Source organism: Sulfitobacter geojensis (assembly GCF_000622325.1).
Taxonomy (GTDB): domain Bacteria; phylum Pseudomonadota; class Alphaproteobacteria; order Rhodobacterales; family Rhodobacteraceae; genus Sulfitobacter; species Sulfitobacter geojensis.
Genome location: NZ_JASE01000005.1, coordinates 267,335 through 292,428 on the forward strand (window position 1 = coordinate 267,335; position 25,094 = coordinate 292,428).

The 25,094-nt window shown below is 57.0% G+C and carries 25 protein-coding genes; 18 read left to right on the plus strand and 7 right to left on the minus strand.

Going from position 1 to position 25,094, the window contains the following annotated elements; translation table 11 throughout:
• Positions 1-25 precede the first annotated feature (25 nt).
• From tsaD to Z947_RS0103345, 5 genes are read left to right on the plus strand one after another with little or no spacing between them, the layout of a single operon-like run.
• Positions 26-1,117, plus strand: coding sequence for a tRNA (adenosine(37)-N6)-threonylcarbamoyltransferase complex transferase subunit TsaD (gene tsaD / locus Z947_RS0103325; protein WP_025042893.1), 1,092 nt, complete (start codon positions 26-28; stop codon positions 1,115-1,117).
• Entirely contained in the window at positions 1,114-2,067 is a 954-nt protein-coding gene (locus tag Z947_RS0103330; RefSeq protein ID WP_025042894.1) for an NAD(P)H-dependent glycerol-3-phosphate dehydrogenase, read from the plus strand. Before tsaD ends, Z947_RS0103330 begins: the two co-directional genes overlap by 4 nt.
• A 1-nt stretch (position 2,068) precedes the next feature.
• On the plus strand, positions 2,069-2,341 hold the full coding sequence (locus Z947_RS0103335) for a YciI family protein (RefSeq protein WP_025042895.1): 273 nt from the start codon (positions 2,069-2,071) through the stop codon (positions 2,339-2,341).
• Positions 2,341-2,760 (plus strand): EVE domain-containing protein, encoded by a 420-nt coding sequence (locus Z947_RS0103340; RefSeq protein ID WP_025042896.1) that lies wholly within the window; start codon positions 2,341-2,343, stop codon positions 2,758-2,760. Before Z947_RS0103335 ends, Z947_RS0103340 begins: the two co-directional genes overlap by 1 nt.
• Positions 2,761-2,815: 55 nt before the next feature.
• On the plus strand, positions 2,816-3,208 hold the full coding sequence (locus Z947_RS0103345; protein WP_025042897.1) for a DUF1761 domain-containing protein: 393 nt from the start codon (positions 2,816-2,818) through the stop codon (positions 3,206-3,208).
• A gap of 230 nt (positions 3,209-3,438) precedes the next feature.
• On the opposite strand, the gene Z947_RS0103350 is transcribed toward Z947_RS0103345, so the two are convergent.
• From Z947_RS0103350 to Z947_RS0103360, 3 genes are all read right to left on the minus strand, one after another.
• Positions 3,439-3,780 carry a DUF2853 family protein gene (locus tag Z947_RS0103350; protein WP_025042898.1) on the minus strand — a complete coding sequence of 114 codons (342 nt, stop codon included), beginning with the start codon at positions 3,778-3,780 and terminating at the stop codon, positions 3,439-3,441.
• A 234-nt stretch (positions 3,781-4,014) separates the two neighbouring features.
• On the minus strand, positions 4,015-5,403 hold the full coding sequence (ahcY, locus tag Z947_RS0103355) for an adenosylhomocysteinase (protein ID WP_025042899.1): 1,389 nt from the start codon (positions 5,401-5,403) through the stop codon (positions 4,015-4,017).
• Positions 5,404-5,492: 89 nt separating this feature from the next.
• A complete protein-coding gene (locus tag Z947_RS0103360) occupies positions 5,493-5,795 on the minus strand; it encodes a hypothetical protein (protein ID WP_025042900.1) in 303 nt (100 codons plus the stop codon).
• Positions 5,796-5,872: 77 nt separating this feature from the next.
• Here Z947_RS0103360 and Z947_RS0103365 point away from each other — a divergent pair, with 77 nt between their 5' ends.
• Both Z947_RS0103365 and Z947_RS0103370 read left to right on the plus strand, forming a co-directional pair.
• Positions 5,873-6,466 (plus strand): HD domain-containing protein, encoded by a 594-nt coding sequence (locus Z947_RS0103365; protein ID WP_025042901.1) that lies wholly within the window; start codon positions 5,873-5,875, stop codon positions 6,464-6,466.
• Positions 6,466-6,951 (plus strand): GNAT family N-acetyltransferase, encoded by a 486-nt coding sequence (locus tag Z947_RS0103370; protein ID WP_025042902.1) that lies wholly within the window; start codon positions 6,466-6,468, stop codon positions 6,949-6,951. Before Z947_RS0103365 ends, Z947_RS0103370 begins: the two co-directional genes overlap by 1 nt.
• Positions 6,952-7,027: 76 nt before the next feature.
• On the opposite strand, the gene Z947_RS0103375 is transcribed toward Z947_RS0103370, so the two are convergent.
• Complete coding sequence (locus tag Z947_RS0103375) at positions 7,028-7,573, minus strand: ActR/PrrA/RegA family redox response regulator transcription factor (protein ID WP_037938653.1); 546 nt, start codon at positions 7,571-7,573, stop codon at positions 7,028-7,030.
• Between the two features lie 83 nt (positions 7,574-7,656).
• The gene (locus Z947_RS0103380; RefSeq protein ID WP_025042904.1) at positions 7,657-8,271 is read right to left on the minus strand and encodes an SCO family protein; all 615 of its coding nucleotides are present in this window, start codon (positions 8,269-8,271) and stop codon (positions 7,657-7,659) included.
• 99 nt (positions 8,272-8,370) lie between these two features.
• On the opposite strand from Z947_RS0103380, the gene regB reads away from it, so the two are divergent.
• The 11 genes from regB (at position 8,371) to Z947_RS0103435 (ending at position 23,505) form a co-directional block, all read left to right on the plus strand.
• Entirely contained in the window at positions 8,371-9,765 is a 1,395-nt protein-coding gene (gene regB, locus Z947_RS0103385) for a sensor histidine kinase RegB (RefSeq protein WP_025042905.1), read from the plus strand.
• Positions 9,766-9,877: 112 nt separating this feature from the next.
• On the plus strand, positions 9,878-11,374 hold the full coding sequence (locus Z947_RS0103390) for a PAS-domain containing protein (protein WP_025042906.1): 1,497 nt from the start codon (positions 9,878-9,880) through the stop codon (positions 11,372-11,374).
• Positions 11,375-11,446: 72 nt separating this feature from the next.
• Positions 11,447-11,920 (plus strand): tRNA (adenosine(37)-N6)-threonylcarbamoyltransferase complex ATPase subunit type 1 TsaE, encoded by a 474-nt coding sequence (tsaE, locus tag Z947_RS0103395; protein ID WP_025042907.1) that lies wholly within the window; start codon positions 11,447-11,449, stop codon positions 11,918-11,920.
• Complete coding sequence (locus Z947_RS0103400; protein ID WP_240477506.1) at positions 11,887-12,927, plus strand: aminoglycoside phosphotransferase family protein; 1,041 nt, start codon at positions 11,887-11,889, stop codon at positions 12,925-12,927. The genes tsaE and Z947_RS0103400 overlap by 34 nt, the downstream gene beginning before the upstream one ends.
• A complete protein-coding gene (locus tag Z947_RS0103405; RefSeq protein WP_025042909.1) occupies positions 12,903-13,595 on the plus strand; it encodes a nucleotidyltransferase family protein in 693 nt (230 codons plus the stop codon). The genes Z947_RS0103400 and Z947_RS0103405 overlap by 25 nt, the downstream gene beginning before the upstream one ends.
• Positions 13,588-16,551: a double-strand break repair protein AddB gene (gene addB / locus Z947_RS0103410; protein WP_025042910.1), complete on the plus strand. Its 2,964-nt coding sequence runs from the start codon at positions 13,588-13,590 to the stop codon at positions 16,549-16,551. Before Z947_RS0103405 ends, addB begins: the two co-directional genes overlap by 8 nt.
• Positions 16,548-19,928, plus strand: a complete 3,381-nt coding sequence (addA, locus tag Z947_RS0103415; protein ID WP_025042911.1) for a double-strand break repair helicase AddA — start codon at positions 16,548-16,550, stop codon at positions 19,926-19,928. Before addB ends, addA begins: the two co-directional genes overlap by 4 nt.
• Before the next feature lie 35 nt (positions 19,929-19,963).
• Entirely contained in the window at positions 19,964-20,284 is a 321-nt protein-coding gene (trxA, locus tag Z947_RS0103420; protein ID WP_025042912.1) for a thioredoxin, read from the plus strand.
• A 103-nt stretch (positions 20,285-20,387) separates the two neighbouring features.
• Complete coding sequence (gene hslV / locus Z947_RS0103425; RefSeq protein WP_025042913.1) at positions 20,388-20,945, plus strand: ATP-dependent protease subunit HslV; 558 nt, start codon at positions 20,388-20,390, stop codon at positions 20,943-20,945.
• Positions 20,942-22,249 carry an ATP-dependent protease ATPase subunit HslU gene (hslU, locus tag Z947_RS0103430; protein ID WP_025042914.1) on the plus strand — a complete coding sequence of 436 codons (1,308 nt, stop codon included), beginning with the start codon at positions 20,942-20,944 and terminating at the stop codon, positions 22,247-22,249. The genes hslV and hslU overlap by 4 nt, the downstream gene beginning before the upstream one ends.
• 38 nt (positions 22,250-22,287) lie before the next feature.
• Entirely contained in the window at positions 22,288-23,505 is a 1,218-nt protein-coding gene (locus tag Z947_RS0103435) for an MFS transporter (RefSeq protein ID WP_025042915.1), read from the plus strand.
• Here the strand turns inward: Z947_RS0103435 and Z947_RS0103440 are convergent.
• Together Z947_RS0103440 and mltA are read right to left on the minus strand one after the other, a co-directional pair.
• The gene (locus tag Z947_RS0103440) at positions 23,502-24,092 is read right to left on the minus strand and encodes a Smr/MutS family protein (protein ID WP_025042916.1); all 591 of its coding nucleotides are present in this window, start codon (positions 24,090-24,092) and stop codon (positions 23,502-23,504) included. The genes Z947_RS0103435 and Z947_RS0103440 overlap by 4 nt on opposite strands.
• On the minus strand, positions 24,092-25,078 hold the full coding sequence (gene mltA / locus Z947_RS0103445; RefSeq protein WP_025042917.1) for a murein transglycosylase A: 987 nt from the start codon (positions 25,076-25,078) through the stop codon (positions 24,092-24,094). The genes Z947_RS0103440 and mltA overlap by 1 nt, the downstream gene beginning before the upstream one ends.
• Positions 25,079-25,094: the final 16 nt, after the last annotated feature.

Genomic DNA, 25,094 nt, shown 5'->3' on the forward strand with positions numbered 1-25,094 from the left:
GACCCCCTTGCAACGGAAAGCCGCCATGCCGTCCTCACTCACAGTCTTGGGACTCGAAAGCAGCTGCGACGATACCGCGGCCGCTGTCGTGCATCTGCCCGCTGACGGGCGCGCCTCTGTCCTGTCCTCGGTTGTGGACGGACAGGTTGATCTGCATGCCGCCTTTGGCGGTGTCGTGCCGGAAATCGCCGCCCGTGCCCATGCAGAAAAGCTTGATTACTGTGTTGAACAGGCTCTAACACAGGCAAATACGACCCTTTCCGACATTGACATGATCGCCGTAACCGCCGGTCCCGGTCTGATTGGCGGGGTTGTATCCGGCGTCATGTGTGCCAAAGGTCTGTCCTTGGCTTCGGGAAAGCCGCTGTTTGGCGTCAACCATCTTGCCGGTCACGCTTTAACGCCGCGCCTGACTGATGATGTGCCCTATCCATACCTGATGCTGCTGGTGTCCGGCGGGCATTGCCAGTTCTTGATGGTCCTTGGCCCTGATGACTTCAAACGTCTTGGCGGAACCATCGACGATGCGCCAGGCGAAGCTTTCGATAAGGTCGCCCGCCTGATCGGCCTGCCACAACCGGGGGGGCCGTCGATCGAAAGCTGTGCAAGATCTGGCGATCCCAAACGGTTTGCCCTGCCCCGCCCTCTTTTGGACCGCGCGGGGTGTGACATGTCTTTCTCCGGCCTGAAAACCGCCGTGTTGCGGGCCCGTGATGCCGTGGTTCTTGAAAAGGGCGGGCTGACCCCACAGGATCAGGCAGACCTCGCCGCCAGTTTTCAAGCGGCCGTTGTTGACGTTCTCGCGGAAAAGACCCGCCGTGCGTTTGCTCTTTATCCAGACGCGGCACCCCGTACCTTATGTGTCGCTGGCGGTGTTGCCGCAAACCAGTCCATTCGCACCGCGTTAGAGACTGTTGCGCAGGATTTCACCGCCGGTTTCGTCGCCCCTCCGCTTGCGCTTTGTACCGACAATGCCGCCATGATCGCTTATGCTGGCGGTGAACAATCTCGTTTCCGCTCGCCCGATGATCTTACCCTTTCCGCTCGTCCCCGCTGGCCCTTGGACATCTCGCAACCATCCATGTTGGGAAGCGGCAAAAAGGGTGCAAAAGCATGAGCGTCGCCGTCGTGGGTGCGGGTGCATTCGGCACGGCGCTGGCCATTTCCCTGGCGCGAAAGGGGCCTATCACCCTTTGGGCGCGGGATCCGGCAAATATGGCCGAAGCGCGGGAAAACACCGCGCGACTGGCTGGATGTCCGTTCCCTGAATCCTTGATCCTTACGGGCGATTTGGCACAGGCAGCAAACGCGGACATCCTTCTCATCGCTGTACCCACCCAAAAACTGCGCGGGTTTCTCCAAGCGAACAAGATTTTGCTCGCCAGTAAAACCCTCGTTGCCTGCTGCAAGGGTATCGAGCTGGCAACAGGTGCCGGCCCCGTCACCGTGATTGCAGACGTGGTTCCCATTGCGGTGCCTGCCATTCTGACCGGCCCCAGCTTCGCGCGGGACATCGCACGCGGGCTACCAACGGCGCTCACGCTCGCGTGCGCGGACGATAAAACTGGCCAAGACCTTCAGCAGCAACTTACCACCGCGAACCTGCGCCTTTACCGAACCACTGATACCATTGGCGCAGAGCTGGGCGGAGCCTTGAAAAACGTCATCGCAATTGCCTGCGGAACGGCGATGGGTGCAGGTCTGGGCGAAAGCGCACGCGCCGCCCTGATGACCCGTGGCTTCGCGGAAATGCAGCGTCTGGCCGCGCATCTGAAGGCTGATCCACAAACGCTGTCGGGGCTGTCCGGTTTTGGCGATCTCACCCTGACCTGCACATCTGAACAATCGCGCAATTATTGTCTTGGCCTGTCTTTGGGCCAGGGTACGCGCTTTGACCCCAACACCACTGTCGAAGGGGCCGCCACCGCCAAGGCCGTGCACCTTCTGGCACAAGAAAGCGCACTTGATCTGCCCATCACCGCAGCCGTTGCAGGCCTGCTCGAGAACAGGCTAGATGTGGCAACCGCAATGCGTGACCTTCTGGCGCGCCCGTTAAAGGAAGAATGAAATGCTTGTCTGTCTGATGGCCCACGACAAATCCGGTGCCCTGCCAATACGCAAAGAAAACCGCGAGGCGCATCTTGCGTATCTTGAATCAACAGGCTGCGTGACCTTGGCCGGACCGATGAAAAATGCCCAAGGGGACATGTGCGGATCCATGATCGTTCTGGATGTGCCGGACCTTGCCGCCGCTGAAAACTGGGCCGCGAATGACCCTTACGCCAAGGCCGGATTATTCGAAAACGTGACCCTGCGCGAATGGGTCAGGGTTGTCGGGTAATGGCCTATTGGCTATTCAAATCAGAGCCTAATACATGGGGTTGGGACGATCAGCTGGCCAAAGGGGACGCGGGCGAGGAATGGGACGGTGTCCGTAATTACCAAGCCCGCAACTTCATGCGCGAAATGAAACTGGGGGATTTGGGGTTCTTTTATCATTCGATGAAAGAAAAATCCGTGGTTGGCATCGTCAAGGTGATCGCAGAGGCACATCCCGACAGCACAACCGATGATCCACGCTGGGAATGCGTTGATATTCAGGCGGTGCGCCCCTTCGTGAAACCCGTAACTTTGGATCAGATCAAGGGTGAGGAACAGCTTGCCGATATGATCCTCGTGCGCAATTCGCGTCTGTCGGTGCAACCGGTGACCGACGCAGAATGGCAATTGGTCTGTGCCATGGGTCAGACGAAACCATAGCTAATTTTGGCGAGCCTGTGCATACTCCCCCCAAAGCGCGTTAGGGGAGGTTGATATGGGAATTGTCGCAGTCATTGTAGCAGCGGCCGCAGGTTTTGGATTTGGCGCAATCTGGTACATGGCATTGGCCAAACCTTGGGTCGCAGCCGCCAATATCCAAGTCGATGCCGACGGGAAACCCATCGACAAATCTCCCCTACCCTTTGTTATGGCTGCGGTCGCAATGGTGCTGGTGGCAGGCATGATGCGCCACACCTTTGCCCTTTCGGAAATTGACGATCCCGGCAAAGGATTGATGTCAGGGCTGGGGATTGGTCTGTTTTTCATCAGCCCGTGGATCATGATCAACAACGGCTACGGCGGTCGCCCCTTCCGTCTGACGCTGATCGACGGCGGCTATGCCACGTTCGGCTGCGCCATTATGGGACTTATCCTGACCCTGTTCTAGAACACTCACGAAAAAAGGGTCCCGGCACCGATGCCAGAACCCTTTCTCACCCCGCGTGCTCCACTACCCACACACGTATCGAAATATGTTCTGGCCATCCTAGCCGTTGGGTAATGGGTACCAAGTTGTGCGGCGCAAGCCAAGCAATTGATATCTAAATTACTTTTCAAATGATAAACGCCCGCTGTCAAAACAGCAGGCGCTCATGCAATATCTTCGGTTTTTCGGGATCAGCCGTAAACGGACTCTTTGCCGAATTCTTTGGTCAGCATGTAATAGATCACCGCGCGGTATTTGTTGCGCTCCGACTTGCCGTAGGTCTCAATCGCCTTGTTGATGCCTTCCATCAGGTTCGGACCATCGGGCAAACCCAACTTCTTGATCAGAAAGTTGTTCTTGACGGTCTCAAGCTCGCTCGCCTGGCTGCCGGCAACAGTCTGTGCATCGGCGTTATAGATCGACGGACCGCAGCCAATCGTCACCTTTGTCAAAAGGTCCATGTCCGGCGTCATGCCACATTTGTTCTTCAGATCGTCCGCATATTTCGCGATCCACTCATCCCGTTTGCCCATTAAAATCGTCCCTTTTTCAATATTCTGACCAGCACGTCTGATCTTGGGGCCGACACTACGCATTAAATTTGACACCTCAAAGGGGAAATTTCCAAGCCAGTCCCCCTTGGCAAATTCACCTCTTATCACCGGCCGTACGGCTACAGGCATCGTTATCGCGCAAAAACAAAAACGCCGGAACACATCAATGTTCCGGCGTTCGTGCATCACGTGGCAATCGCCATGCTACAAATCTTAGTAACGGTAATGTTCCGGCTTGAACGGTCCTTCCGGCGTCACGCCGATATAGGCCGCCTGTTCCGCGTTTAATGTGGACAGTTTCACACCGATCCGGTCCAGGTGCAGGCGCGCAACCTTTTCATCCAGATGCTTGGGCAGAATGTAGACTTCGTTCTTGTATTCGTCGCCCTTGGTCCACAATTCGATCTGCGCCAGCACCTGATTGGTGAAGGACGCGGACATCACAAACGACGGGTGGCCAGTGGCGTTGCCAAGGTTCAACAGACGCCCCTCGGACAACAGGATCAACCGGTTGCCGTTCGGCATCTCGATCATGTCCACCTGTTCTTTGATGTTGGTCCATTTGTGGTTCTTCAGGCTGGCCACCTGAATTTCATTGTCGAAGTGACCGATGTTGCCAACAATCGCCATGTCCTTCATCTCGCGCATATGCTCGATGCGGATCACGTCTTTGTTGCCGGTGGTCGTGACGAAAATATCTGCCGTCGCGACCACATCTTCCAGCGTGGTCACCTGAAAACCATCCATCGCCGCCTGCAATGCGCAGATCGGGTCAACTTCGGTCACGATCACACGCGCGCCGGCACCAACCAGTGACGCGGCACAGCCTTTGCCAACGTCGCCGTATCCCATGACAACGGCAACCTTGCCCGCCATCATCGTGTCCGTGGCGCGGCGGATGCCGTCAACCAGCGATTCCTTACACCCGTATTTGTTGTCAAACTTCGACTTGGTGACAGAGTCGTTCACGTTGATCGCAGGGAAGGGCAGCTGGCCATCGCGGACCAGTTCGTACAAGCGGTGAACGCCGGTTGTTGTTTCCTCGGAAACACCAACGATCTGGTCGCGCATCTTGGTGAACCAGCCGGGGCTCGCTTCCATCCGCTTTTTGATCTGTGCCTTGATCGCTTCTTCTTCTTCCGATGTTGGCACGGCGATAATATCTTCACCAGCTTCGGCGCGTGCGCCAAGCAGGATGTACAATGTTGCGTCGCCGCCATCGTCCAAAATCAGGTTCGGACCTTCAGGGAACATGAAAGACTTGTCCAAGTAATCCCAGTGTTCCGTCAGGCTTTGACCCTTGATGGCAAACACAGGCGTGCCGCCCGCAGCAATTGCCGCCGCAGCGTGGTCTTGGGTAGAAAAGATATTACAGGACGCCCAGCGCACATCCGCACCCAGCTCAACCAGCGTTTCAATTAACACCGCTGTCTGAATTGTCATGTGCAACGAACCGACGATGCGCGCGCCCTTCAGCGGCTTGCTCTCGCCATATTCCTCACGCAGGGACATCAGGCCCGGCATTTCTGTTTCGGCGATGTCCAGCTCCTTGCGGCCGTATGCAGCAAGGTCGATGTCTTTTACGATATAGTCGTTTGCCATAGGGGCACCTCGATCAAAGTTGTTTGACCGCCGCCTAACAGTTTTGGCGCGATCTCTCAACATATGATGCTTGAGCCACTTACAGCCTGTTAATCCTGCAACTGCGCAAGAATTTGATCCTGATCCGCGCCCGTCATCCAGTCATCACCTTGGGCGATCACACAGGCATTGCCGTCGGAAAATCCTTTGATCATCGTCCAGGTGCCGGTCTCCTGCGATACCCAAAGCTGCTCCTTCGCTTCCGTAGGCGCGGCAACCGGCTTTTCACCGTACCAGTCGGTCAAGGCTGCTTTCATTTCACCGGCCGGCATGCAGACGTTGCTGTCCGCCATAGCGGTCGTGGCAAACGTGGCTCCAAGAACAAGCGTCATGGTCGAAATAAACAGTTTCATCAGTCTCTCCTTCATGTGAAAAACACCGCAAGCGACGAATAGTTCCATTTATTCCAATGACGTTAGGGAAGCCCCGCATGGCGCAACAACCCAGAGCATGGCAGCGGATGTTGTCGGGTCGCAGGCTGGATCTGCTGGATCCGACACCCGTTGACATCGAAATCGAAGATATCGCGCATGGGCTGGCGTTTGTCGCGCGGTGGAACGGGCAAACCCGTGGCGATTACGCCTACTCCGTTGCAGAACATTCGCTGCTGGTCGAAACAATCTTTGGCCGGATCAATCCCAAGGCGCCCGCCAAATGGCGCTTGGCTGCGCTGCTGCATGATGCGCCGGAGTATGTGATTGGCGATATGATCTCGCCGGTCAAAGCTGCGGTTGGACCAAATTATGGTGCCTTGGATGACCGGCTGACCGCCGCCATCCATCTGCGCTTTGGCCTGCCCTCCAGCCTGCCGGTTTCGGTGAAAAAGCAGATCAAGAAGGCGGATAAAATCAGCGCGTGGATGGAAGCCGTGCAAATTGCCGGCTTCTCCGAAGCTGAGTCGTCCAAATTCTTTGGCAAACCCGATCCTTCCTTAATGGAAGGTTTGCATATCGTCCTGCGCCCACCGGTGGAAACGCGCAACGCCTTTACTGCCCGCCATGTTTCCTTGCTGGAGCAACTGTAATGATCCAGGTCCGTCGCCCCATCAGCCTTGATGCCCCCAACATGGCAAAGCTGCTGAACGAAATCATTGCCGAAGGGGGCACCACCGCACTCACGCGCCCTGTGACAGGGGCGGACCTGATCGAACGGATGGCCTTCAAACCCGAGCGCAGCGCATGGCACGTGGCTGTCGATCAAAAGGAAAACATCGTCGGCTTCCAGTGGATCAATCCGAAAGAAGACCTGCCAAAAGGTGCCGTCGATATCGCCACTTTCGTACAGATCGGCCAAACCGGCCTTGGGATCGGATCAGCCTTGTTCGAGGCGACCAAAAAAGCGGCCAAAGCGATGGGATATGTTTGGATCAACGCCAACATCCGCGCTGATAACGAGGGTGGGCTAATCTATTATCAAAGCCGCGGGTTTCAGGATTACGGTGTGATCGAAGACTACGAAATGGCCAATGGCGATATCGTCGACAAGCGCCTTAAACGCTACGACCTGTAGTCCGATGATGCACCGCCCGGTGTACGGGGGGTGCACAGGGGGTGTACGCATGTCACCCCCCCTTTTTGAGGATATTCTACCGCGGTGAGCGTTTCGCCAATATCCGCTGTAATGTGCGCCGGTGCATGCTTAACCGGCGCGCGGTTTCCGATACATTACGATCACACAGCTCATAGACCCGCTGGATATGTTCCCACCGCACGCGGTCCGCGCTCATCGGGTTTTCAGGCGGCGGTGGCATGTCGTCGCCCGTCGCCAACAGCGCGTTGGTGATGTCATTGGCATCAGCAGGTTTGGACAGATAATCCGTCGCACCAATCTTGACCGCAGCCACAGCCGTGGCAATCGCACCATAGCCGGTCAACACCACCACGCGCGCATCTACCCGCTTTTCGCGCAGCACCTCGACCACATCCAAACCGTTGCCGTCGCCAAGCCGCAAATCAATCACCGCATAGGCGGGCGGTCGGGCTGTTGCAATGGCGCGGCCCCCTGCAACGCTGTCGGCGGTCTCGACCTCGAAGCCGCGTTTTTCCATCGCCTTGGCCAGACGCCGCAGAAAGGGTTCGTCATCGTCCACCAACAGCAACGACTTATCCGGTCCGATCTCAATTTGGTCCATGCTCACTTCCTTGCGCTCAAGTCCGTTTGACTTGCGATACCATATGGTCCGATGCGCAAATCCGTCAATTTAAGATGCCCGCCTCATGAAGCGTTCTCCAGAAAGCAGCCAATCTGTTCGGCCATCAATTCGGGCGGGGTTTCGCGCCGGAAGTACTGCACGAACCCGTCTTCGGGCAGCACCAGATAGCTGAACGTGGAATGGTCAACAAGGTATTCCCCGTCCACCGCAGGGTGGGCCTTGTAATAGGTTTTATAGGCCTGGCTCGCCGCCTTGATCTGCTCGGGTGAACCGGTCAACCCGACCATGCGCGGGTGCATCACCTCGGCGAATTCACCCACAACTTCGGGGGTGTCACGTGCGGGGTCAATCGTGATGAAAACAGGCGTTACCTGCTTGCCGCGCTCTTCAAGGATCTCGATGGCAGAGGCGTTGCGGTCCACATCCATCGGGCAGACATCAGGGCAATAGGTATACCCGAAATAGATCAGCGACGGCTCGGTCAGCACCTGCGCATCGGTCACGGTTTGCCCTTGCGCATTGACCAACTCGAAAGGGCCACCCAGATCACCGGCAACCGCCGATGCACGGCATTGCGCAAACTTGTCGCCACCTGCGCCTTGCGACGAAATCCAGACCGTTCCCAACAGGAACGCGGCGGCAACGCCAACTGCAGTAAATGTAATGGTGCGGTTCATCTTGGGCTCCTGTGCCAATTGGCGCTCTTGATCGTGCTTTGGTGCAGACCTACGCTACAAAATCGCAGACGCAACGGCGAATAAACAAAAGGTGCGCAGATGACGCAGGCAACAATCCGCCCTCTTTCGGGCCGCACGCGGGCCAACTGGATACGCTTGCGCACCATGATCGTGTTGCGCTGGGTCGCCATTGCGGGGCAGTTGATTGCAATCAATGTGGCCCAGTTGATTTATGGCATCCAGCTGGAGCTGGGACTGTGTTATCTGGCCGTCGGGGCGTCAGTGATCGCAAACCTTGTCGCCACCTTCATCTTTCCCGAAAACAAACGTCTGTCCGAGTTTGAAAACCTGTGGATGATCAGTTTCGATCTGCTGCAAATTGCCTTTCTGTTGTTCCTGACCGGTGGGTTGAACAACCCTTTCGCGCTGTTGTTGCTGGGTCCGGTGACCATTTCCGCAACAGCGCTTAGCCTGCGTTCAACGCTGGTTTTGTGCTCTACCGCGATTGTTCTGGTCACGCTGTTATCGGTCTTTCACCTGCCCCTTACGACATTGGACGGCGATACACTTAGCATCCCGCGCCTGTTTGTTTTTGGCCAGTGGACTGCACTTGTGATCGCCATCGTTTTTACCAGCGCCTATTCCCGCCGTGTCACCACTGAGGTGCATTCAATGGGCGATGCTTTGGCCGCCACACAGATGGCGCTGGCCCGTGAACAAAAACTGACGGATCTGGGCGGCGTTGTTGCGGCGGCGGCACATGAACTCGGCACGCCTTTGGCGACGATCAAACTTGCGTCAACTGAACTGCTGAACGATCTAAGCGAAAATCCCGATCTTGCAGAAGACGCGGCCCTGATCCGTGATCAAGCGGACCGTTGCCGCGACATCCTGCGCGACATGGGGCGGGCCGGTAAAGACGATTTGCACATGCATAACGCACCATTGGAAGCTGTCGTTCTTGAATCCGCCGAGCCGCATATGGACCGTGGCAAGGCGGTTATTCTCACCCAGACACCGGAAGGCGGGGATCGCAAAACCCAACCGATGATCCCGCGCCAACCAGAGATCATTCACGGGCTGCGCAATCTGATCCAGAACGCCGTCGATTTCGCCAGCAGCACAGTTTGGGTTGAAACCAGTTGGTCCGAGTCCAGCATTTCGATACGCATCATGGACGACGGATCCGGTTTTCCAGCGCATATTCTGGGCCGTATCGGGGACCCGTTTATGAGAGACAGGGCGCGTGCGCGCACCACGCTATCGCGCCCCGAATACGAGGGGATGGGACTGGGATTGTTCATCGCCAAAACGTTGCTCGAACGCTCCGGCGCAACGTTGCGCTTTGCCAATGGTCGCGGCCAAAATCACACTGCCGAAACCCGTGGCGCAGTGGTTGAGGTCATCTGGCCGCGGGACAACCTCCAATCCCGCACCCTACCGGATTCAGAAGGCATGGGCGAGAACCAACAATTTGACGCCCATGGGGGATGATGGGTGCGGTAAAACGTTAATAAATGACAAACAATCTGAGTTGTTGTTAATAGAAAATTAACCAAACGTACCTAGCTTGTCATCTTGCCCATAGGGCCAAAGAGGCAAGCACATGCTGGCGAACTCCGAAATCATCTTTGTGACTTTGATCGCCACGCTCACCGCGTTCATTGCAAGATATTTTCTAAAGGACACCCGCACTCCTGTCGCCTCTCTCGCGGCAGAAAATTCCGACCCTTTGTCCTTTTTGTTTGACGACGGCGTGCTGCACCACGCAAGCACTTCTGCGATGCAGCGGTTTTCGCTCGCCCCCGGTACCCATGTCTGGGACGATTTGCGTGGCGGGCTGCTCGGCCGATTCCCCGACTTTCCAGAGCGCCCCGGCGTTGGCGCAACCGGCAGTATGAAACTGCGTCCGGCCCAGTCCAATGACCGTGTGGAGCTTGAAATGAACTGGCGCGACGGGATGTGTTGGGTGCAGCTGAACGACGTCGTCGAGAACAGCAGGCAGTCCGGATTATCCGCCCGCGAAACCGGCCCGATGGAACGATGTGTGAGAACCATGGTGCAGCCGGCGTGGGAGGTGAACGCAAACGGTCGGGTGGGCTGGCACAATGACGCCTATGACCTGCTTGAACGTCGACTTGGCACTTTGCAGGACGGCACCCTGTTTTCACTCGACGGTACGAAAAACACGCAACGCTGTTCCGCGATCAACGCGAAGGGCCACAAGGAGTGGTTCGAGGTTGTGACCCATCAGACCGAAACCGGCAGTATGAACCATGCAACGCCAATCACGGCCTTGGTCAACGCGGAAGAGGCCCAGCGCACTTTTGTGCAAACTCTTGCAAAGACCTTTGCACATTTGCCGGTTGGGCTCGCGATTTTCGACAGACGCGGGCAACTCGGCATTTTCAATCCCGCTTTGGTGGATTTGTCCGGGTTACAGGCAAGCTTTCTTGCAACGCAGCCTACGATGATGGCCTTTTTCGACGCATTGCGTGAAAACCGCCGGATGCCCGAACCCAAAAACTACCGGTCGTGGCGCCAAGACATTGCAGATGTCATTACAGCAGCATCTGATGGTCAGTACCATGAAACATGGACGCTTGAGGATGGCCGCACCTATAGCGTTCAGGGCCGCCCGCACCCCGACGGGGCAACGGCGTTTCTGATCGAAGACATCAGTGCAGAAATCACCCTGTCGCGCAGCTACCGTGCCGAAGTCGAACAATTCGAGACACTCCTCGACACAGTCGATGACGCGCTGGTGGTCTTTTCGTCTACCGGCGTTCTGACCTTTTGCAATGCAGCCTATCGAAAGATGTGGGGTCAAAACCCCGAAGCAGCATTTGCCGATGTCACGGTCCATGATGCCGCGAAGCTTTGGCAGGACAAGGCGCACAAAGATACCGATTGGTCAAAGCTGATCCGCTTTACCACCGTGATCGGCCCGCGCCCCGTGGATAATTTTGATCTTACCCTGACTCAGGGCACGAAATTGCGCTGCACCCTTTGTCCCTTGGCCGCCGATGCCACGTTGGTCCGGTTTTCTCAAAACGCCAGCACTGTCGTGCCAATAGAAAGCAGCGCACCGGCAGACCATTAGGAACAGACGCAGAATTCGCCCTGCCCGCCGCTTTCGACTTGCGCAAGATTGGGCCGGTTGTCACCATATGGCATGAGCGCAAAAAACCTTAAAATCACCTCGACGTCCGCTGAGCACACAGCATCTCTTGCGGCCCTTTTGGCCCCTGCTTTGTCAGCGGGTGATGTCATCTTGCTGCACGGCGATGTCGGCGCGGGTAAAACACATTTTGCGCGCACCTTGATCCAGTCGATCCTTGGCTTTGCCGAGGACGTGCCATCGCCCACCTTCACCCTCGTCCAGACCTATCCGGCCAGCACCTGTGACATATGGCATGCCGATCTATACCGGCTGACCTCGGTTCAGGAGGTTGAAGAGCTTGGGCTGACGGAGGCGTTTGAAACCGATATCTGCCTTGTCGAATGGCCGGACAGATTGGGCGATATGACGCCGGAACATGCGTTGAACATTGTGTTTGAAACATGCACAGCCGACGATACACGGCAGATCAGCGTCGCATGGACAGACACAAAATGGGACGGGAAAATCAGCCGCTGGAAAACATGATGCAACGGGCCGGTGAAATCGCGTGCTTTCTTGAAAATACCCGCTGGGCAGACGCGACGCGCAAGCCGGTTGCGGGCGATGCTTCTGCGCGCAGGTATGACCGTTTAACGGACCAAAACGGTAGCACAGCCATCTTGATGAATGCGCCCCCCGACACCGGCGAGGATGTGCGCCCGTTCATCGCGATCGCCAACCATCTGCGGACAATTGGGCTAAGCGCGCCCGAGATTTTGCATCAGGACCCGCGTGCCGGACTGCTTTTGATCGAAGATTTTGGCGACGCCCTTTTTGCAGACCTGATCGCACAAGACCCCGCACAGGAAATCCCGCTGTACCGCGCAGCCGCTGATGTTCTGATTCACCTGCGTTCGGTGCCAAATCCGAATCTGCCTGTTTGCGATGCCGAATGGCTTGTCGATATGATCGCGCCCCTGTTCGAATGGTATGCGCAAGACGTCGACGCAGCGGCGCAGGCAGCGTTCATCGCTGAATTCAAATCCTTCGCCGACCGCGCTGTAACCGGTGACCCCGTATTGATCCTGCGGGACTATCACGCTCAAAACCTGCTTCTGCTGCCAGATCACAACGGGGTAAAACGTGTTGGCCTGCTTGATTTTCAGGACGCGCTGGTCGGGCCGGCGGCTTATGACCTTGTGTCGATCCTGCAAGACGCCCGCCGTGCGGTCAGCCCCGAAGTCGAAGATGAAATCATCGCGTATATGTTGGCCGAAACGGGCGATGATCCGGCCATTTTCCAGACCAGTTATGCGATCCTTGGTCTGCAACGGAACCTGCGCATTCTGGGTATTTTTGCCCGCCTTTGCCTGCGGGATGGCAAGGCGCAGTATGTCGACATGATCCCGCGCGTCTGGGGCTATGTGCAGCGCAATCTGGCGCACCCCGATCTCGCTGCGCTTTCTGTCGTGCTGACCCCGCTGTTGCCCGAACCAACCCCGTCTTTTCTGGAGCACCTGAAACGCCAATGCCCGCACAAACCTATCCCGTAATGCTGTTCGCCGCCGGCTTTGGCACGCGGATGAAAGAGCTGACGCAAGACCAGCCCAAACCGATGATAAAGGTCGCCGGTAAAGCGTTGATAGATCACGCGCTGGCGCTTTCCAAAGCTGCAGACTGCGATCCGATCGTTGCGAATTTGCATTACAAGGCCGCTATGCTGGACGCCCATTTGAAACCCCGTTCTGTCCAAACGGTCATCGAGACGCCCGAAATCCTTGAGACCGGGGGCGGATTGCGAAATGCATTGCCACTGTTGGGGCAAGGGCCGGTGATTACCCAGAACACCGATGCGATTTGGGCAGGACCGAACCCGATCGAATTGCTTTGCCGCGCATGGAAGCCCGAGAAGATGGATGGCTTATTAATTTGTGTGCCGACCGGTTCGGCCATCGGGCATGAAAGTTCCGGCGATTTCACGCTTTCAGAAACCGGCCGGATCGAACGGGGCCCCGGCACTGTTTATGGCGGCATTCAGATCATCAAAACCGATCGCTTGCACGACATCGAAGAGAACAAGTTTTCGCTGAACCTCGTTTGGAACAAGATGCTGGAAGATAAACGTTTGTTCGGCCTGTCCTACCCGGGACAATGGTGTGATGTCGGGCATCCTGACGGGATCACACTGGCCGAGGATATGCTGGATCGTTTCGATGTTTGATTCGACCGACCAGCCGCGCGTTTTTGGCGTTAGCCCCGGCGTGGACTTTCCCCAAGCGCTGGTTGACGGATTGCGCCAAAAACTGTCGGGCCAGCCCCCCGAAGCCATTGCGCGGGTCGATCTGATTGTGAACACCCGCCGGATGGCGCGGCGCCTGCGAGAGATATTTGATGCAGGCCCCGCTGGATTTCTGCCCAACATCCGGCTTCTTGGCGATCTGGATACAATTGTTCCGGGCCAGACCTTGCCCGCCGCGACGCCGCCCTTGCGACGTCGTCTTGAGTTGATACAGCTTGTATCGAAATTGATCACCGCGGACCCCAGCATTGCGCCGCGTGCCTCGCTTTATGCGCTGTCCGACAGCCTTGCCTCCCTGATTGATGAGATGCAGGGCGAAGGCGTGAGCGCGGAAGATATTGCGAATTTAGACGTCACGGATCAATCCGGCCACTGGGAGCGTGCAAAGCAGTTTCTGGACATCGCGAACACCTACCTAAGCGGGATGGATGCGGCGCCGGATGCACAGGCCCGCCAACGTCAATTGACACACATGATAGTGGCGCATTGGCAAGACCACCCGCCGCAGAATCCGGTTATTGTCGCAGGCTCGACAGGGTCGCGGGGCACAACGTCGTTGCTGATGCAAGCCGTCGCGCGATTGCCGCAAGGGGCGTTGATCCTGCCGGGGTACGATTTTGCCATGCCTCTTTCGCAATGGCCCGTCCTTAGCGGAAAAACACCGCCAGAGGATCATCCGCAATACCGTTTCTTTGATCTGATGCAAAAGTTGGATATTGATCCACCTCTGCAAAGCTGGACCCAAACGCCGCCCCCTTCATCTGCGCGCAATGCTCTTGTTTCGCTGTCACTGCGGCCTGCCCCTGTAACGGATACTTGGCTTAGCGAGGGACCGGACCTGAAAGACATCGACCTTGCCACCCAAGACCTGACACTGCTTGAGGCACCAACACCACGTGTCGAAGCGCTGGCGATCGCGATGCGTTTGCGTAAAGCCGTCAATGATGGGCAGAAGGCGGCGTTGATTACACCAGACCGGATGCTAACACGGCAAGTGACTGCCGCATTGGACCGCTGGAATATCCTGCCGGACGACAGCGCGGGCACGCCACTTCATCTTTCGCCGCCCGGTCGGTTTTTGCGCCATATTGCAGCATTGTTTCTACGCAAACTCGATGCAGAAGCCTTGTTGGTTTTGCTGAAACATCCGCTGACCCATAGCGGTGAGGGGCGCAACCAGCACCAGTTGAATACCCAACTTCTGGAAATGCGAATCCGCCGTGAGGGTCTGCCGTATCCTGACAGTGAGGGATTGTTGCAGGTCGGCACCAAGGCCGCGGACAAGATCGAAGACAGCGCCAGCCGCGAAACGTTTATGGCGTGGGTGACGTGGGTTGGCGAAACATTTTGCGAATGTCCTGTTGATGCGGAAAAACCCCTGTCTGATTGGGTAACGGGACACCTTGGCCTTGCCGAAAAGATTGCCGCCGGGCAGTCGGGCGACGACAAGCACGAGCTTTGGCAGAAAAAGGCCGGGCGCAAGGCCCGCGACACCGTTGATGCTTTGGTTGAACATGCCGCACATGGCGGTGCGATGTCAGCCTCTGATTACAGCGATCTGATTGGTGCGTTGCTTTCGGCGGAGGAGGTGCGCGACCGCGATGCGCCGCATCCCGACGTCATGATCTGGGGTACGCTAGAAGCCCGCGTTCAGGGCGCGGATTTGGTGATCATGGGCGGGTTGAACGATGGGACATGGCCCGAAGCGCCCCCGCCAGACCCTTGGTTGAACCGTCAGATGCGTCTTCAAGCAGGGATGTTGTTGCCCGAACGGCGCATCGGCCTGTCGGCGCATGATTTCCAACAGGCCATTGCCGCCCCCGAGGTTTGGCTGACGCGGGCAATCCGTTCCGAAGAGGCCGAAACAGTGCCGTCGCGCTGGTTGAACAGGTTGCAAAACCTGATGAACGGATTGCCGAACGGGCAGGGGAAAACCGCGCTTAAGGCGATGCGCGAACGAGGGCAGTACTGGACCGGACAGGTGCGCGCCATCGAGGCGTTCGACCGTGTCGCCCCCGCGCCGCGTCCGTCGCCACGGCCACCCGTGATCGCGCGGCCCCACGCCCTGTCGGTGACGGAGATCAAACGTTTGATCCGTGATCCCTATGCAATTTACGCAAAACACACTTTGCGCCTGCGCCCGATTGATCCGCTGGTACAATCGCCCGACGCGCCTGTTCGCGGGATTATCGTTCACAAGATCATGGAGCTGTTCATTAAATCGGTACGCGACGACCCCGACCGCCTGAACCGCGACCATCTGATCAAGATTACCCAAGAGGTGTTGAAAAACGAGGTGCCCTGGCCCGCCGCGCGGTTGATGTGGCAGGCCCGCGTGGAACGGATCGCCGACTGGTTCGTCAAGAACGAACAGGAACGCCAAAAGTTCGCAACGCCAATGTTGTTCGAAGAAGCGGCCAAGGGTGTGCATGAATTCAAGGATCTGGGTTTCAGGCTAAAGGGGTTTGCCGACCGGATTGACCGGACCGAATTTGGCGATGTGTTGATATATGACTACAAGACAGGCAACCCGCCCAGCGCCAAGGAACAGAAGTTCTTTGACAAACAATTACTGCTTGAGGCGGCCATGATCGAAGAAGGCGGATTTGAAAACGTAGGCGTGGCGACGGTCGCAAATGCGGTATTCATCGGATTGGGCAGCAGTCCAAGAGAGGTCGCCGCGCCTTTGGACGATGAACCGCCCGCCGCGGTCCTTGCCGGTCTGCATACGCTGATCGAAACCTACCTGTCCGCCCAGCAGGGTTTCACCGCGCGCCGCCTTGTTAAAACCGAGGACATCGCCGGAGATTACGATCAACTGGCGCGGTTCGGGGAATGGGATGGCACGACGCCTGCAACACCGGAAGATTTGACATGATCCTCAACGATGCCACCCGCGCCCAGATCGAAGCCGCGCGACCTGATGCCTCTACATGGCTTGGCGCAAATGCGGGATCGGGCAAAACACGCGTCCTGACAGACAGGGTGGCCCGTTTGCTGCTAAACGGTGTCGAGCCGCAACATATCCTGTGCCTGACCTATACCAAAGCGGCCGCGTCCGAGATGCAGAACCGCCTGTTTAAACGGCTGGGCGAATGGGCGATGCTGCGCGATGTTGACCTAAGGGAGGCCATGGCGGACCTTGGGGTTGGTGGTGTCCTTGACGAAGAACAGTTGCGCAAGGCCCGGACGCTGTTTGCGCTGGCCATTGAGACACCCGGTGGCCTGAAAATTCAGACGATCCACTCGTTCTGCGCGTCTCTGTTGCGGCGTTTTCCGCTTGAAGCAGGGGTCAGCCCGCAGTTTTCGGAAATCGAAGATCGCGCCGCTGATCTGCTGCGCGCCGACATTGTCGACGAGATGTCAGAAGGGCCCGACGCCCGCTTGATCAGCAATATTGCCCGATTTTATACGGGCGAGGATTTTGGAAAGCTCACGAAACGTATCGTTGGTATGCGGGAGGGGTTCAGCACGCCTGTAACGCGGGGCGACATCCTCGCCGGATTGGGTCAGCCCTCTGATCTTGATGCCCAAACGGTCGAGGCCTGTGTGTTTCTTGGTGGTGAAGCTGAACTGATCGCCGCGATCGTTCCGCATTTATTGGCCAAGGGCGGGAATGACCAGAAAGCCGGCATAAGGTTACAAGACATCACCGCAATGAATATGGCGGTTTTGCCCGAGTTAGAGAGTATTTTTCTTACAGGAAGCGGTGCCAAATCGCCGTTCACAGCAAAGATCGGCAGCTTTCCAACCAAAGCCACGCAAGCGATCCTTGGTACCTTGATGGACCCGCTTGAAGCCTTGATGTTGCGGGTTGAGGACTCGCGTAATGCCCGGTTGTCCCTTCAAGCAGCAGAGAAAGGCGAGGCGCTGCATCAGTTTGCGCAGACCTTTCTTGCCCGCTATGCCAACGCCAAACAAATCCGCGGCTGGCTGGATTTTGACGATCTGATCCTGCGTGCCCGCGCATTGTTGCAAGACGAAAGAGTTGCGGCTTGGGTGCTGTACCGCATCGACGGCGGGATCGACCATATTCTGGTGGACGAAGCACAGGATACCTCGCCCCACCAATGGGACATCATCGAGCTGCTGGCAGATGAGTTTTACAGCGGATCAGGCGCGCGCACCGAGGTTGCCCGCACATTGTTCGTGGTGGGGGACAAGAAACAGTCGATCTATTCCTTTCAGGGTGCTGACCCACTTGAGTTTGATCGCAAAAGCCTGTCCTTCGAGGCCAAGATCAAAGCCGCAGATCAGGTGTTCCAGCACCGCAGTCTTGATTATTCATTCCGGTCCTCGAATGCGATTTTGCGCTTTGTAGACACCATCTTTGATCCAACCCGCCGTGCGGAGTTTGACCGGCAAAGCCAGCATATCGCGTTCAAGGACACCTTGCCGGGGCGGGTTGACCTGTGGCCGGTTGTAGCCAAGGCCGAACCGGACGAAGACCGGCCATGGACTGACCCGCTGGACCGCCGCTCCGAGCAGCACCATACGGTCATTCTGGCCGAACAGATCGCGGCACAGATCAAGGAACTGACTGACCCCGAAAACCCGTCATATATTCCCGATGACGGGGCCACGCAGGGAACTCTGATCAGGCGTCCCATCCGTGCCGGTGATTTCCTTATTCTCGTGCAACGGCGCTCTGCGCTTTTTGCCGAAATCATCCGTGCGTGCAAAGCAGCGGGCCTGCCGATTGCCGGCGCTGACAGGTTGAAAGTCGGGGCTGAACTGGCGGTCAAGGATCTGGCGGCGTTGCTGTCATTTCTTGCCACACCGGACGACAACCTGTCGCTTGCGACAGCGCTGAAATCGCCACTTTTCGGTTGGTCCGAGCAAGACCTGTTTGAACTGGCCCACAAGCGGATCACTTCAAGTCTCACACGGGCAATGCGCGACCGTAAGGAAGAGTATTGGGACACATTGAACGTACTGAATGACCTGCGCGGGCAGGTCGATTTCCTGCGCCCCTATGATCTGATCGAACGCATCCTGACACGTCATGGCGGGCGGGAAAAACTCTTGGCAAGATTGGGACCGGAGGCAGAGGACGGGATCAACGCGATGCTGACCCAAGCGCTTGCATACGAGCGCAACGATATTCCTAGCCTGACAGGTTTTATCGAATGGATGCAAACCGATGATCTTGAAATCAAGCGGCAGATTGACAGCGCGTCAAACCAGATCAGGGTGATGACAGTGCACGGCTCCAAGGGGCTTGAGGCACCGATTGTAATCCTGCCGGATACGGGGCGACGCGACATCGTGATCAAAGACGAGATCGTCGAGATAGACGAAACGCCGGTCTGGAAACCCGCCGCAGCTGATTTGCCCGAAGCGATGCGCGCCACGCTGGACGGAATGAAAGATGCCCAATATGCCGAGCGGCTGCGGCTGCTCTATGTTGCGATGACACGGGCCGAAAAATGGCTGATGATCGCGGCGGCGGGCGATTTGTCCAAAGACAAAACCGACTGGTATCAAATTGCCGAAGACGCGATGGATCATGTGAATGGCGTCGAGGTTGGCAGCAGCGGCATCAGACGGTTTGAAGAAGGCGATTGGAACGGTCTGGAAATCGTAGCGCAAGAGACAAAGACAGTTGATACGCCCATATTAGAGACCACTTTTGAACAGGCGTTACCAATTTTCTCGCATGAGAAGACTGTGTTTTCGCCATCAGATCTGGGTGGGAAAAAAGCACTGGCTGGCGCGCTGGGTGAGGAAAGCGAACAGGCGATGGCCTATGGCACCTTGGTGCACGGGTTGCTTGAAACACTACCCGGATTGAGCGAACCGGCATTTTCGAACGCGGCACGTCATCTGACCCAAGGCGTCGCACCCGAAGATGCAGCGCAAGCGATTGCAGAAGTTAAGCGCGTTCTGGATGCCCCGTCGGTTGCGCGGGTATTTGCATCCGGCACCCTAACCGAAGTGCCGGTAACCGCCGACGTTGCGGGCACACGTTTACACGGGATCATCGACCGGCTGGTGATCGAAGGGGATCGTGCCCTTTTGATTGATTATAAAACAAACCGCACCGTTCCCGACACGCCTGCCAGTTGTCCCGATGGTATTCTGCGGCAAATGGGCGCTTATGCCGCTATGCTTGCGCAGATTTACCCTGACAAGCAGATCGAAACGGCGGTCTTATGGACAGCCAACGCGACACTGATGCCCTTGCCGCACGATCTTGTGACAAAGGCACTTGCACTGTCACCCTACCTTGACGCCGCGCATGAGCGTTCATAGGTTCGCCCTAACGCAATTCTCAGCAGGAGAGCCTCATGGCCACGCTCGCAGTTACAGACGACACATTCGACACCGAAGTAAAGAATTCCGACATCCCCGTTGTGGTGGATTTTTGGGCAGAATGGTGCGGCCCGTGTAAACAGATCGGGCCGTCCCTTGAGGAGCTGTCCGCCGAGATGGACGGCAAGGTCAAGATCGTCAAAGTGAACGTGGACGAGAACCCGAATTCCCCCGCCCAGATGGGTGTGCGCGGCATTCCGGCGCTGTTCATCTTCAAGAACGGTGAAGTCGTTTCAAACATGGCCGGCGCCAAACCAAAGGCAGCGCTGCAAAGCTGGATCGAAGAGTCCATCTAAGCCTTCTACCTGATTTCAAGACAACAAGGGCGTCCCACATAGGGGCGCCCTTGTGCGTTTGAGCCCCGAACGCCATATAACAAACCAACAAAAGGAGCCCCGCATGACACGAGACGAATTCCCCGGCTGGCACGGCACCACGATCATCGGTGTAAAGAAAGACGGTGAGGTGGTGATTGCCGGCGACGGTCAGGTCAGCCTTGGTCAAACCGTGATCAAGGGCACTGCACGCAAGGTACGGCGGCTGTCGCCGGGCGGTTTCGATGTGGTCGCGGGGTTTGCCGGATCGACTGCGGATGCCTTTACCTTGCTGGAACGGCTTGAGGCCAAGCTGGAGGCGACACCCGGGCAGCTCGCTCGTGCAAGTGTCGAGCTGGCAAAGGACTGGCGCACCGACAAATACCTGCAAAAGCTGGAGGCAATGTTGATTGTCACCGACGGGACGGAGTTGTTGATCATCACCGGCGCCGGCGATGTTCTGGAACCGGAACATAACGTCGCGGCCATCGGGTCCGGCGGAAACTATGCGCTGGCGGCGGCACGTGGCATGATGGACAGCGACCGCAACGCCGAAACAGTCGCACGTGACGCAATGGCTATTGCATCCGACATTTGCGTCTACACCAACGGAAATCTGACCGTGGAGAAAATTTCCAAATGACTGATCTGACACCCCGCGAAATCGTTTCGGAACTGGACCGGTTCATCATCGGGCAAAACGATGCCAAGCGCGCTGTTGCCGTTGCGCTGCGCAACCGCTGGCGGCGCAAACAACTGTCCGACGATCTGCGCGACGAGGTCTATCCAAAGAACATCCTGATGATCGGGCCCACCGGTGTTGGCAAAACCGAAATCAGCCGGCGCTTGGCTAAACTCGCCCGCGCGCCGTTTCTTAAGGTTGAGGCGACGAAATTTACCGAAGTCGGCTATGTCGGGCGGGATGTGGAGCAAATCATTCGCGATCTGGTCGACAACGCCATTGCAATGACCCGCGAACACATGCGCGAAGATGTGAAGGTCAAGGCCCATAAGGCCGCAGAGGAACGCGTGATTGATGCGATTGCAGGTGCGGAAGCGCGCGATGGCACACGCGATATGTTCCGCAAAAAGCTGAAAGACGGATTGCTGGACGATACGATGATCGAACTGGAGGTCGCCGAAACCGCCAGCCCCTTTCCCATGATGGATATACCGGGGCAGCCGGGCATGGGCGCGGGGATGATGAATCTTGGCGATCTGTTTGGCAAGGCCATGGGCGGACGCACCACAAAGAAACGCCTGTCGGTCGCTGAAAGCTATGAAATCCTGATCGGTGAAGAAGCGGACAAGCTGCTTGATGATGAAACCGTGACCAAGGCAGCCATCGAAGCGGTAGAGCAGAACGGGATCGTGTTTCTTGACGAAATCGACAAGGTCTGCGCGCGCTCCGACGCCCGTGGCGGCGATGTCAGCCGCGAAGGTGTGCAGCGCGATTTGCTGCCGCTGATCGAGGGGACAACCGTCAGCACCAAACACGGGCCGGTAAAGACGGATCATGTGCTGTTCATCGCGTCAGGCGCATTCCACATTGCAAAACCGTCCGATTTGTTGCCCGAATTGCAGGGACGTCTGCCCATTCGAGTAGAATTGCGCGCGCTGACCGAAGAGGATTTTGTGCGTATTCTGACGGAAACCGACAATGCGCTGACGCTGCAATATACTGCGCTGATGGGTACCGAAGAGGTCACCGTCAACTTCACCGATGACGGCATTGCCGCGTTGGCCAAAATCGCGGCGGACGTGAACCAATCGGTCGAAAACATTGGTGCACGCCGGCTTTACACCGTGATGGAGCGTGTGTTTGAAGAACTGTCGTTCAGCGCCCCGGACCGGTCAGGCGATGTGATCGAGGTCAACGCAGCCTTCGTGGATCAGAACCTTGGTGCGCTCAGCAAATCCGCTGACCTCAGCCGCTACGTGCTTTAGGGCTTTTCATTCCCGGCCCATCCTGAGACCAAGACAGGATGGGCTACTTTTCATTTCTTCGTACGAACTGGCTGTTTTTGCTGGCTGGCTTTCTGCTGACATTCACGTCGTCTTATGGACAAACCTATTTCATTTCGCTGTTCGCGGGTGAGATCAAAACCGATTTTGGCCTGAGTGACGGACAATGGGGCGGCATCTATACCATCGGCACGACCATGTCGGCGGTTGCGATGATCTGGGCCGGTGTATTGACGGACAAGTTTCGCGTACGTGCGCTCGCGATTGGCGTGATGCTCTCGCTTGCAGCAGCCTGTGTTGCTATGGCGCTGAACACGTCCTGGGTGCTGTTGATCGTGGTTATTTTCGCGCTGCGTCTGTCGGGGCAGGGGATGATGTCGCAACTAGGCGCTGTCGCTATGGTGCGCTGGTTCGAGGCCAATCGCGGCAAGGCGCTTTCGCTGTCCTCGACCGGTTTCGCGGCGGGGCAGGCCATTCTACCGATTGTTTTTGTCGCGCTGTTTGCCGTCACCTCTTGGCGCGCGCTTTGGCTTTTGGCCGCCGCAATCGTTGTGCTGACGATCCCCCTTCTGGTGATGTTGCTGCGTCAGGAACGCACCCCACAATCCATGGCGCAGGAAACCCAGATTGCAGGAATGTACGGGCGTCACTGGAGCAGGGCGGAAATGCTGCGCTCGGGGCTGTTTGTCCTGATGATCCCGCTGATTGTCGGCCCTGCGGCTTGGGGAACTGCGCTTTTCTTTCAGCAGGTGCATCTGGCGCAGGTTAAAGGGTGGGAACTGGTCGCCTATGTGGCCTTGATGCCGGTTTATACGGTGTCGACAATCGCCACGACCTTTGCGTCAGGCTGGGCGATTGACCGCTACGGGGTTAGCCGCATCGTGCCGTTCCAGATGCTGCCCTTTGCGCTTAGTTTTGCGGTACTGGCGTTTGCCGATACGATTTTTATGGCCGGACTTGGGCTGGTCATCTTTGGTATGGGGCAGGGGTTGCAAGGCACAGCAACGTCGACCTTTTGGGCCGAGTATTACGGCACGCGCCACATCGGCGCGATCAAGTCTGTTGCCGCTGCATTGATGGTGTTCGGTTCTGCGATTGGGCCCGGGGTAACTGGAGCGTTAATTGACCTAGGGATTGATTTTCCCAACCAGATGTTGCCGATTTCTATCTACTACGTGATCGCTGCTGGCCTCGCCGCTTATGGCATCAAACGTTATCAATCGACACTTGGACGCTAACGCTGGCGGCGCAGATAAACGTAATACGCCCCACCCCCACCGTGGCTGATGTGGGCCTGACTGACCTGCAAAACTACAGATTTCAATGGCGCCATGCCCAGCCATTGCGGCACCTGATGGCGCAAGACGCCGTGGCGCACGGGGATTGGCCCGCCTTCGTCACGTTGTTTGCCCTTGCCGGTGATCACCAGAACCAACCGCTTGCCAGCCTTATGCGAGGACAGGATGAACCGGCTTAGGGCTGGATGGGCGCGGTCCAGTGTCATGCCATGCAGATCAAGACGCCCTTCAGGTTTCAATTTGCCGCGTTTGAGTTTGCCAAACGCCTTTTGGTCCATCTGGACCGGCACATGTCGCATTTGATCGGGCAGGGACGGCGCCAGATCGTGCGTCGATTTTCGCGTTTTGCCAGTAGGTTTGCCCAATACAACTGATTTCGATTTGCGCAACACCGTCGGAGGCGGTTGTGGCGCGTCGATCTCGGCCACAAACAGCGATTTCAAATCCAGCTTTTCGGTGCGTTCGGTCACCTTGCGCCAAAGCGCCAGATCGTCGTCGTTTAAATGCCCGTGCTTGCGATGCCGCATCAAATCGCGCTTTCGGGCAGCAGGGCATAGGCGCGCTGGATCGGCATCAACACAACCATGCGGCCGGGATCGCGCAGCTTGCCTGCCTCTTTGCCGGCCCGGTCGCCGGTGCCAAAAAACACATCGGCCCGCTGCGCCCCTTTGATTGCGGACCCTGTGTCCTGTGCCATCATCAAGCGGCGCAATGGCTTTTTGCCATCTTTCTCAACCCAAACCGGCGATCCGAGTTTCACAAATGACGGATCAACAGCGATGCTGCGCATGGCGGTCACCGACCGGTTCATAGCCCCCAATGGCCCCTGATCTGCGGGCACTTTGCTGACCTCGCGAAAAAACACATAGGACGGGTTGTGAAACAGCAAATCGCGCCCTTCAACCGGATTGCGGCGGACCCAATTCTTGATCACTTCGGCGCTGACCTGATGGGGCTGATAGATCCCTCGCCGCACCAGTTCGACACCAATGGAGCGATATTCATGTCCATTTGATCCCCGATATCCCACCCGAATATAGGAACCATCCGGCAATTTGATCCGGCCGGACCCTTGAATTTGCAGGAAAAACAGCTCAACCGGATCATCAACCCAAGCAATTTCAAGGCCACGCCCCGACAATGCGCCCCCGTCAAGCAATTCGCGACGGCTGAGAGTGCGCAAATGGTCGGGCGGGATTGCATAGACCGGATAACGATAGCGTCCCGAACGGAATTTATCGCCCTCAAGTTCGGGTTCGAAATAGCCGGTGAACATCGCGTCCTGCCCGTCATCAATCACCACAGGGCGAAAAAACAATTCAAAGAACTGGCGCGGTTCTGGGCCTTGGGCCGCGTATTTGCACAGCGCCCGCCAATCAGGATCTTTCATGTCGCGACAGGTGTTTAGAAACACCTTAAGAGCCGCAGCATGATCATCCGCGGCCCAGCCGTCCAGCTGATCAAAGCTTAGTACATCATAGCTGACATCAGTAGCATGTGCCGGAGTCATCATAAGAACTCCGGCCCAA

Excerpts from the sequence above, each read along its gene's own strand:
- Z947_RS0103390 (WP_025042906.1), top strand. The coding sequence starts at position 9,878 with ATGCTGGCGAACTCCGAAATCATCTTTGTGACTTTGATCGCCACGCTC.
- mltA (WP_025042917.1), bottom strand. The coding sequence starts at position 25,078 with ATGATGACTCCGGCACATGCTACTGATGTCAGCTATGATGTACTAAGC.
- Z947_RS0103405 (WP_025042909.1), top strand. The coding sequence starts at position 12,903 with ATGCCCGCACAAACCTATCCCGTAATGCTGTTCGCCGCCGGCTTTGGC.
- Z947_RS0103380 (WP_025042904.1), bottom strand. The coding sequence starts at position 8,271 with ATGAACCGCACCATTACATTTACTGCAGTTGGCGTTGCCGCCGCGTTC.
- addA (WP_025042911.1), top strand. The coding sequence starts at position 16,548 with ATGATCCTCAACGATGCCACCCGCGCCCAGATCGAAGCCGCGCGACCT.
- hslU (WP_025042914.1), top strand. The coding sequence starts at position 20,942 with ATGACTGATCTGACACCCCGCGAAATCGTTTCGGAACTGGACCGGTTC.
- hslV (WP_025042913.1), top strand. The coding sequence starts at position 20,388 with ATGACACGAGACGAATTCCCCGGCTGGCACGGCACCACGATCATCGGT.
- Z947_RS0103375 (WP_037938653.1), bottom strand. The coding sequence starts at position 7,573 with ATGGACCAAATTGAGATCGGACCGGATAAGTCGTTGCTGTTGGTGGAC.
- Z947_RS0103400 (WP_240477506.1), top strand. The coding sequence starts at position 11,887 with ATGGGACGGGAAAATCAGCCGCTGGAAAACATGATGCAACGGGCCGGT.
- Z947_RS0103330 (WP_025042894.1), top strand. The coding sequence starts at position 1,114 with ATGAGCGTCGCCGTCGTGGGTGCGGGTGCATTCGGCACGGCGCTGGCC.
- Z947_RS0103345 (WP_025042897.1), top strand. The coding sequence starts at position 2,816 with ATGGGAATTGTCGCAGTCATTGTAGCAGCGGCCGCAGGTTTTGGATTT.
- ahcY (WP_025042899.1), bottom strand. The coding sequence starts at position 5,403 with ATGGCAAACGACTATATCGTAAAAGACATCGACCTTGCTGCATACGGC.
- Z947_RS0103335 (WP_025042895.1), top strand. The coding sequence starts at position 2,069 with ATGCTTGTCTGTCTGATGGCCCACGACAAATCCGGTGCCCTGCCAATA.
- regB (WP_025042905.1), top strand. The coding sequence starts at position 8,371 with ATGACGCAGGCAACAATCCGCCCTCTTTCGGGCCGCACGCGGGCCAAC.
- trxA (WP_025042912.1), top strand. The coding sequence starts at position 19,964 with ATGGCCACGCTCGCAGTTACAGACGACACATTCGACACCGAAGTAAAG.
- Z947_RS0103435 (WP_025042915.1), top strand. The coding sequence starts at position 22,288 with ATGGGCTACTTTTCATTTCTTCGTACGAACTGGCTGTTTTTGCTGGCT.
- addB (WP_025042910.1), top strand. The coding sequence starts at position 13,588 with ATGTTTGATTCGACCGACCAGCCGCGCGTTTTTGGCGTTAGCCCCGGC.
- Z947_RS0103340 (WP_025042896.1), top strand. The coding sequence starts at position 2,341 with ATGGCCTATTGGCTATTCAAATCAGAGCCTAATACATGGGGTTGGGAC.
- Z947_RS0103365 (WP_025042901.1), top strand. The coding sequence starts at position 5,873 with ATGGCGCAACAACCCAGAGCATGGCAGCGGATGTTGTCGGGTCGCAGG.
- Z947_RS0103440 (WP_025042916.1), bottom strand. The coding sequence starts at position 24,092 with ATGCGGCATCGCAAGCACGGGCATTTAAACGACGACGATCTGGCGCTT.
- tsaD (WP_025042893.1), top strand. The coding sequence starts at position 26 with ATGCCGTCCTCACTCACAGTCTTGGGACTCGAAAGCAGCTGCGACGAT.
- Z947_RS0103370 (WP_025042902.1), top strand. The coding sequence starts at position 6,466 with ATGATCCAGGTCCGTCGCCCCATCAGCCTTGATGCCCCCAACATGGCA.
- tsaE (WP_025042907.1), top strand. The coding sequence starts at position 11,447 with ATGAGCGCAAAAAACCTTAAAATCACCTCGACGTCCGCTGAGCACACA.
- Z947_RS0103350 (WP_025042898.1), bottom strand. The coding sequence starts at position 3,780 with ATGGGCAAACGGGATGAGTGGATCGCGAAATATGCGGACGATCTGAAG.
- Z947_RS0103360 (WP_025042900.1), bottom strand. The coding sequence starts at position 5,795 with ATGAAACTGTTTATTTCGACCATGACGCTTGTTCTTGGAGCCACGTTT.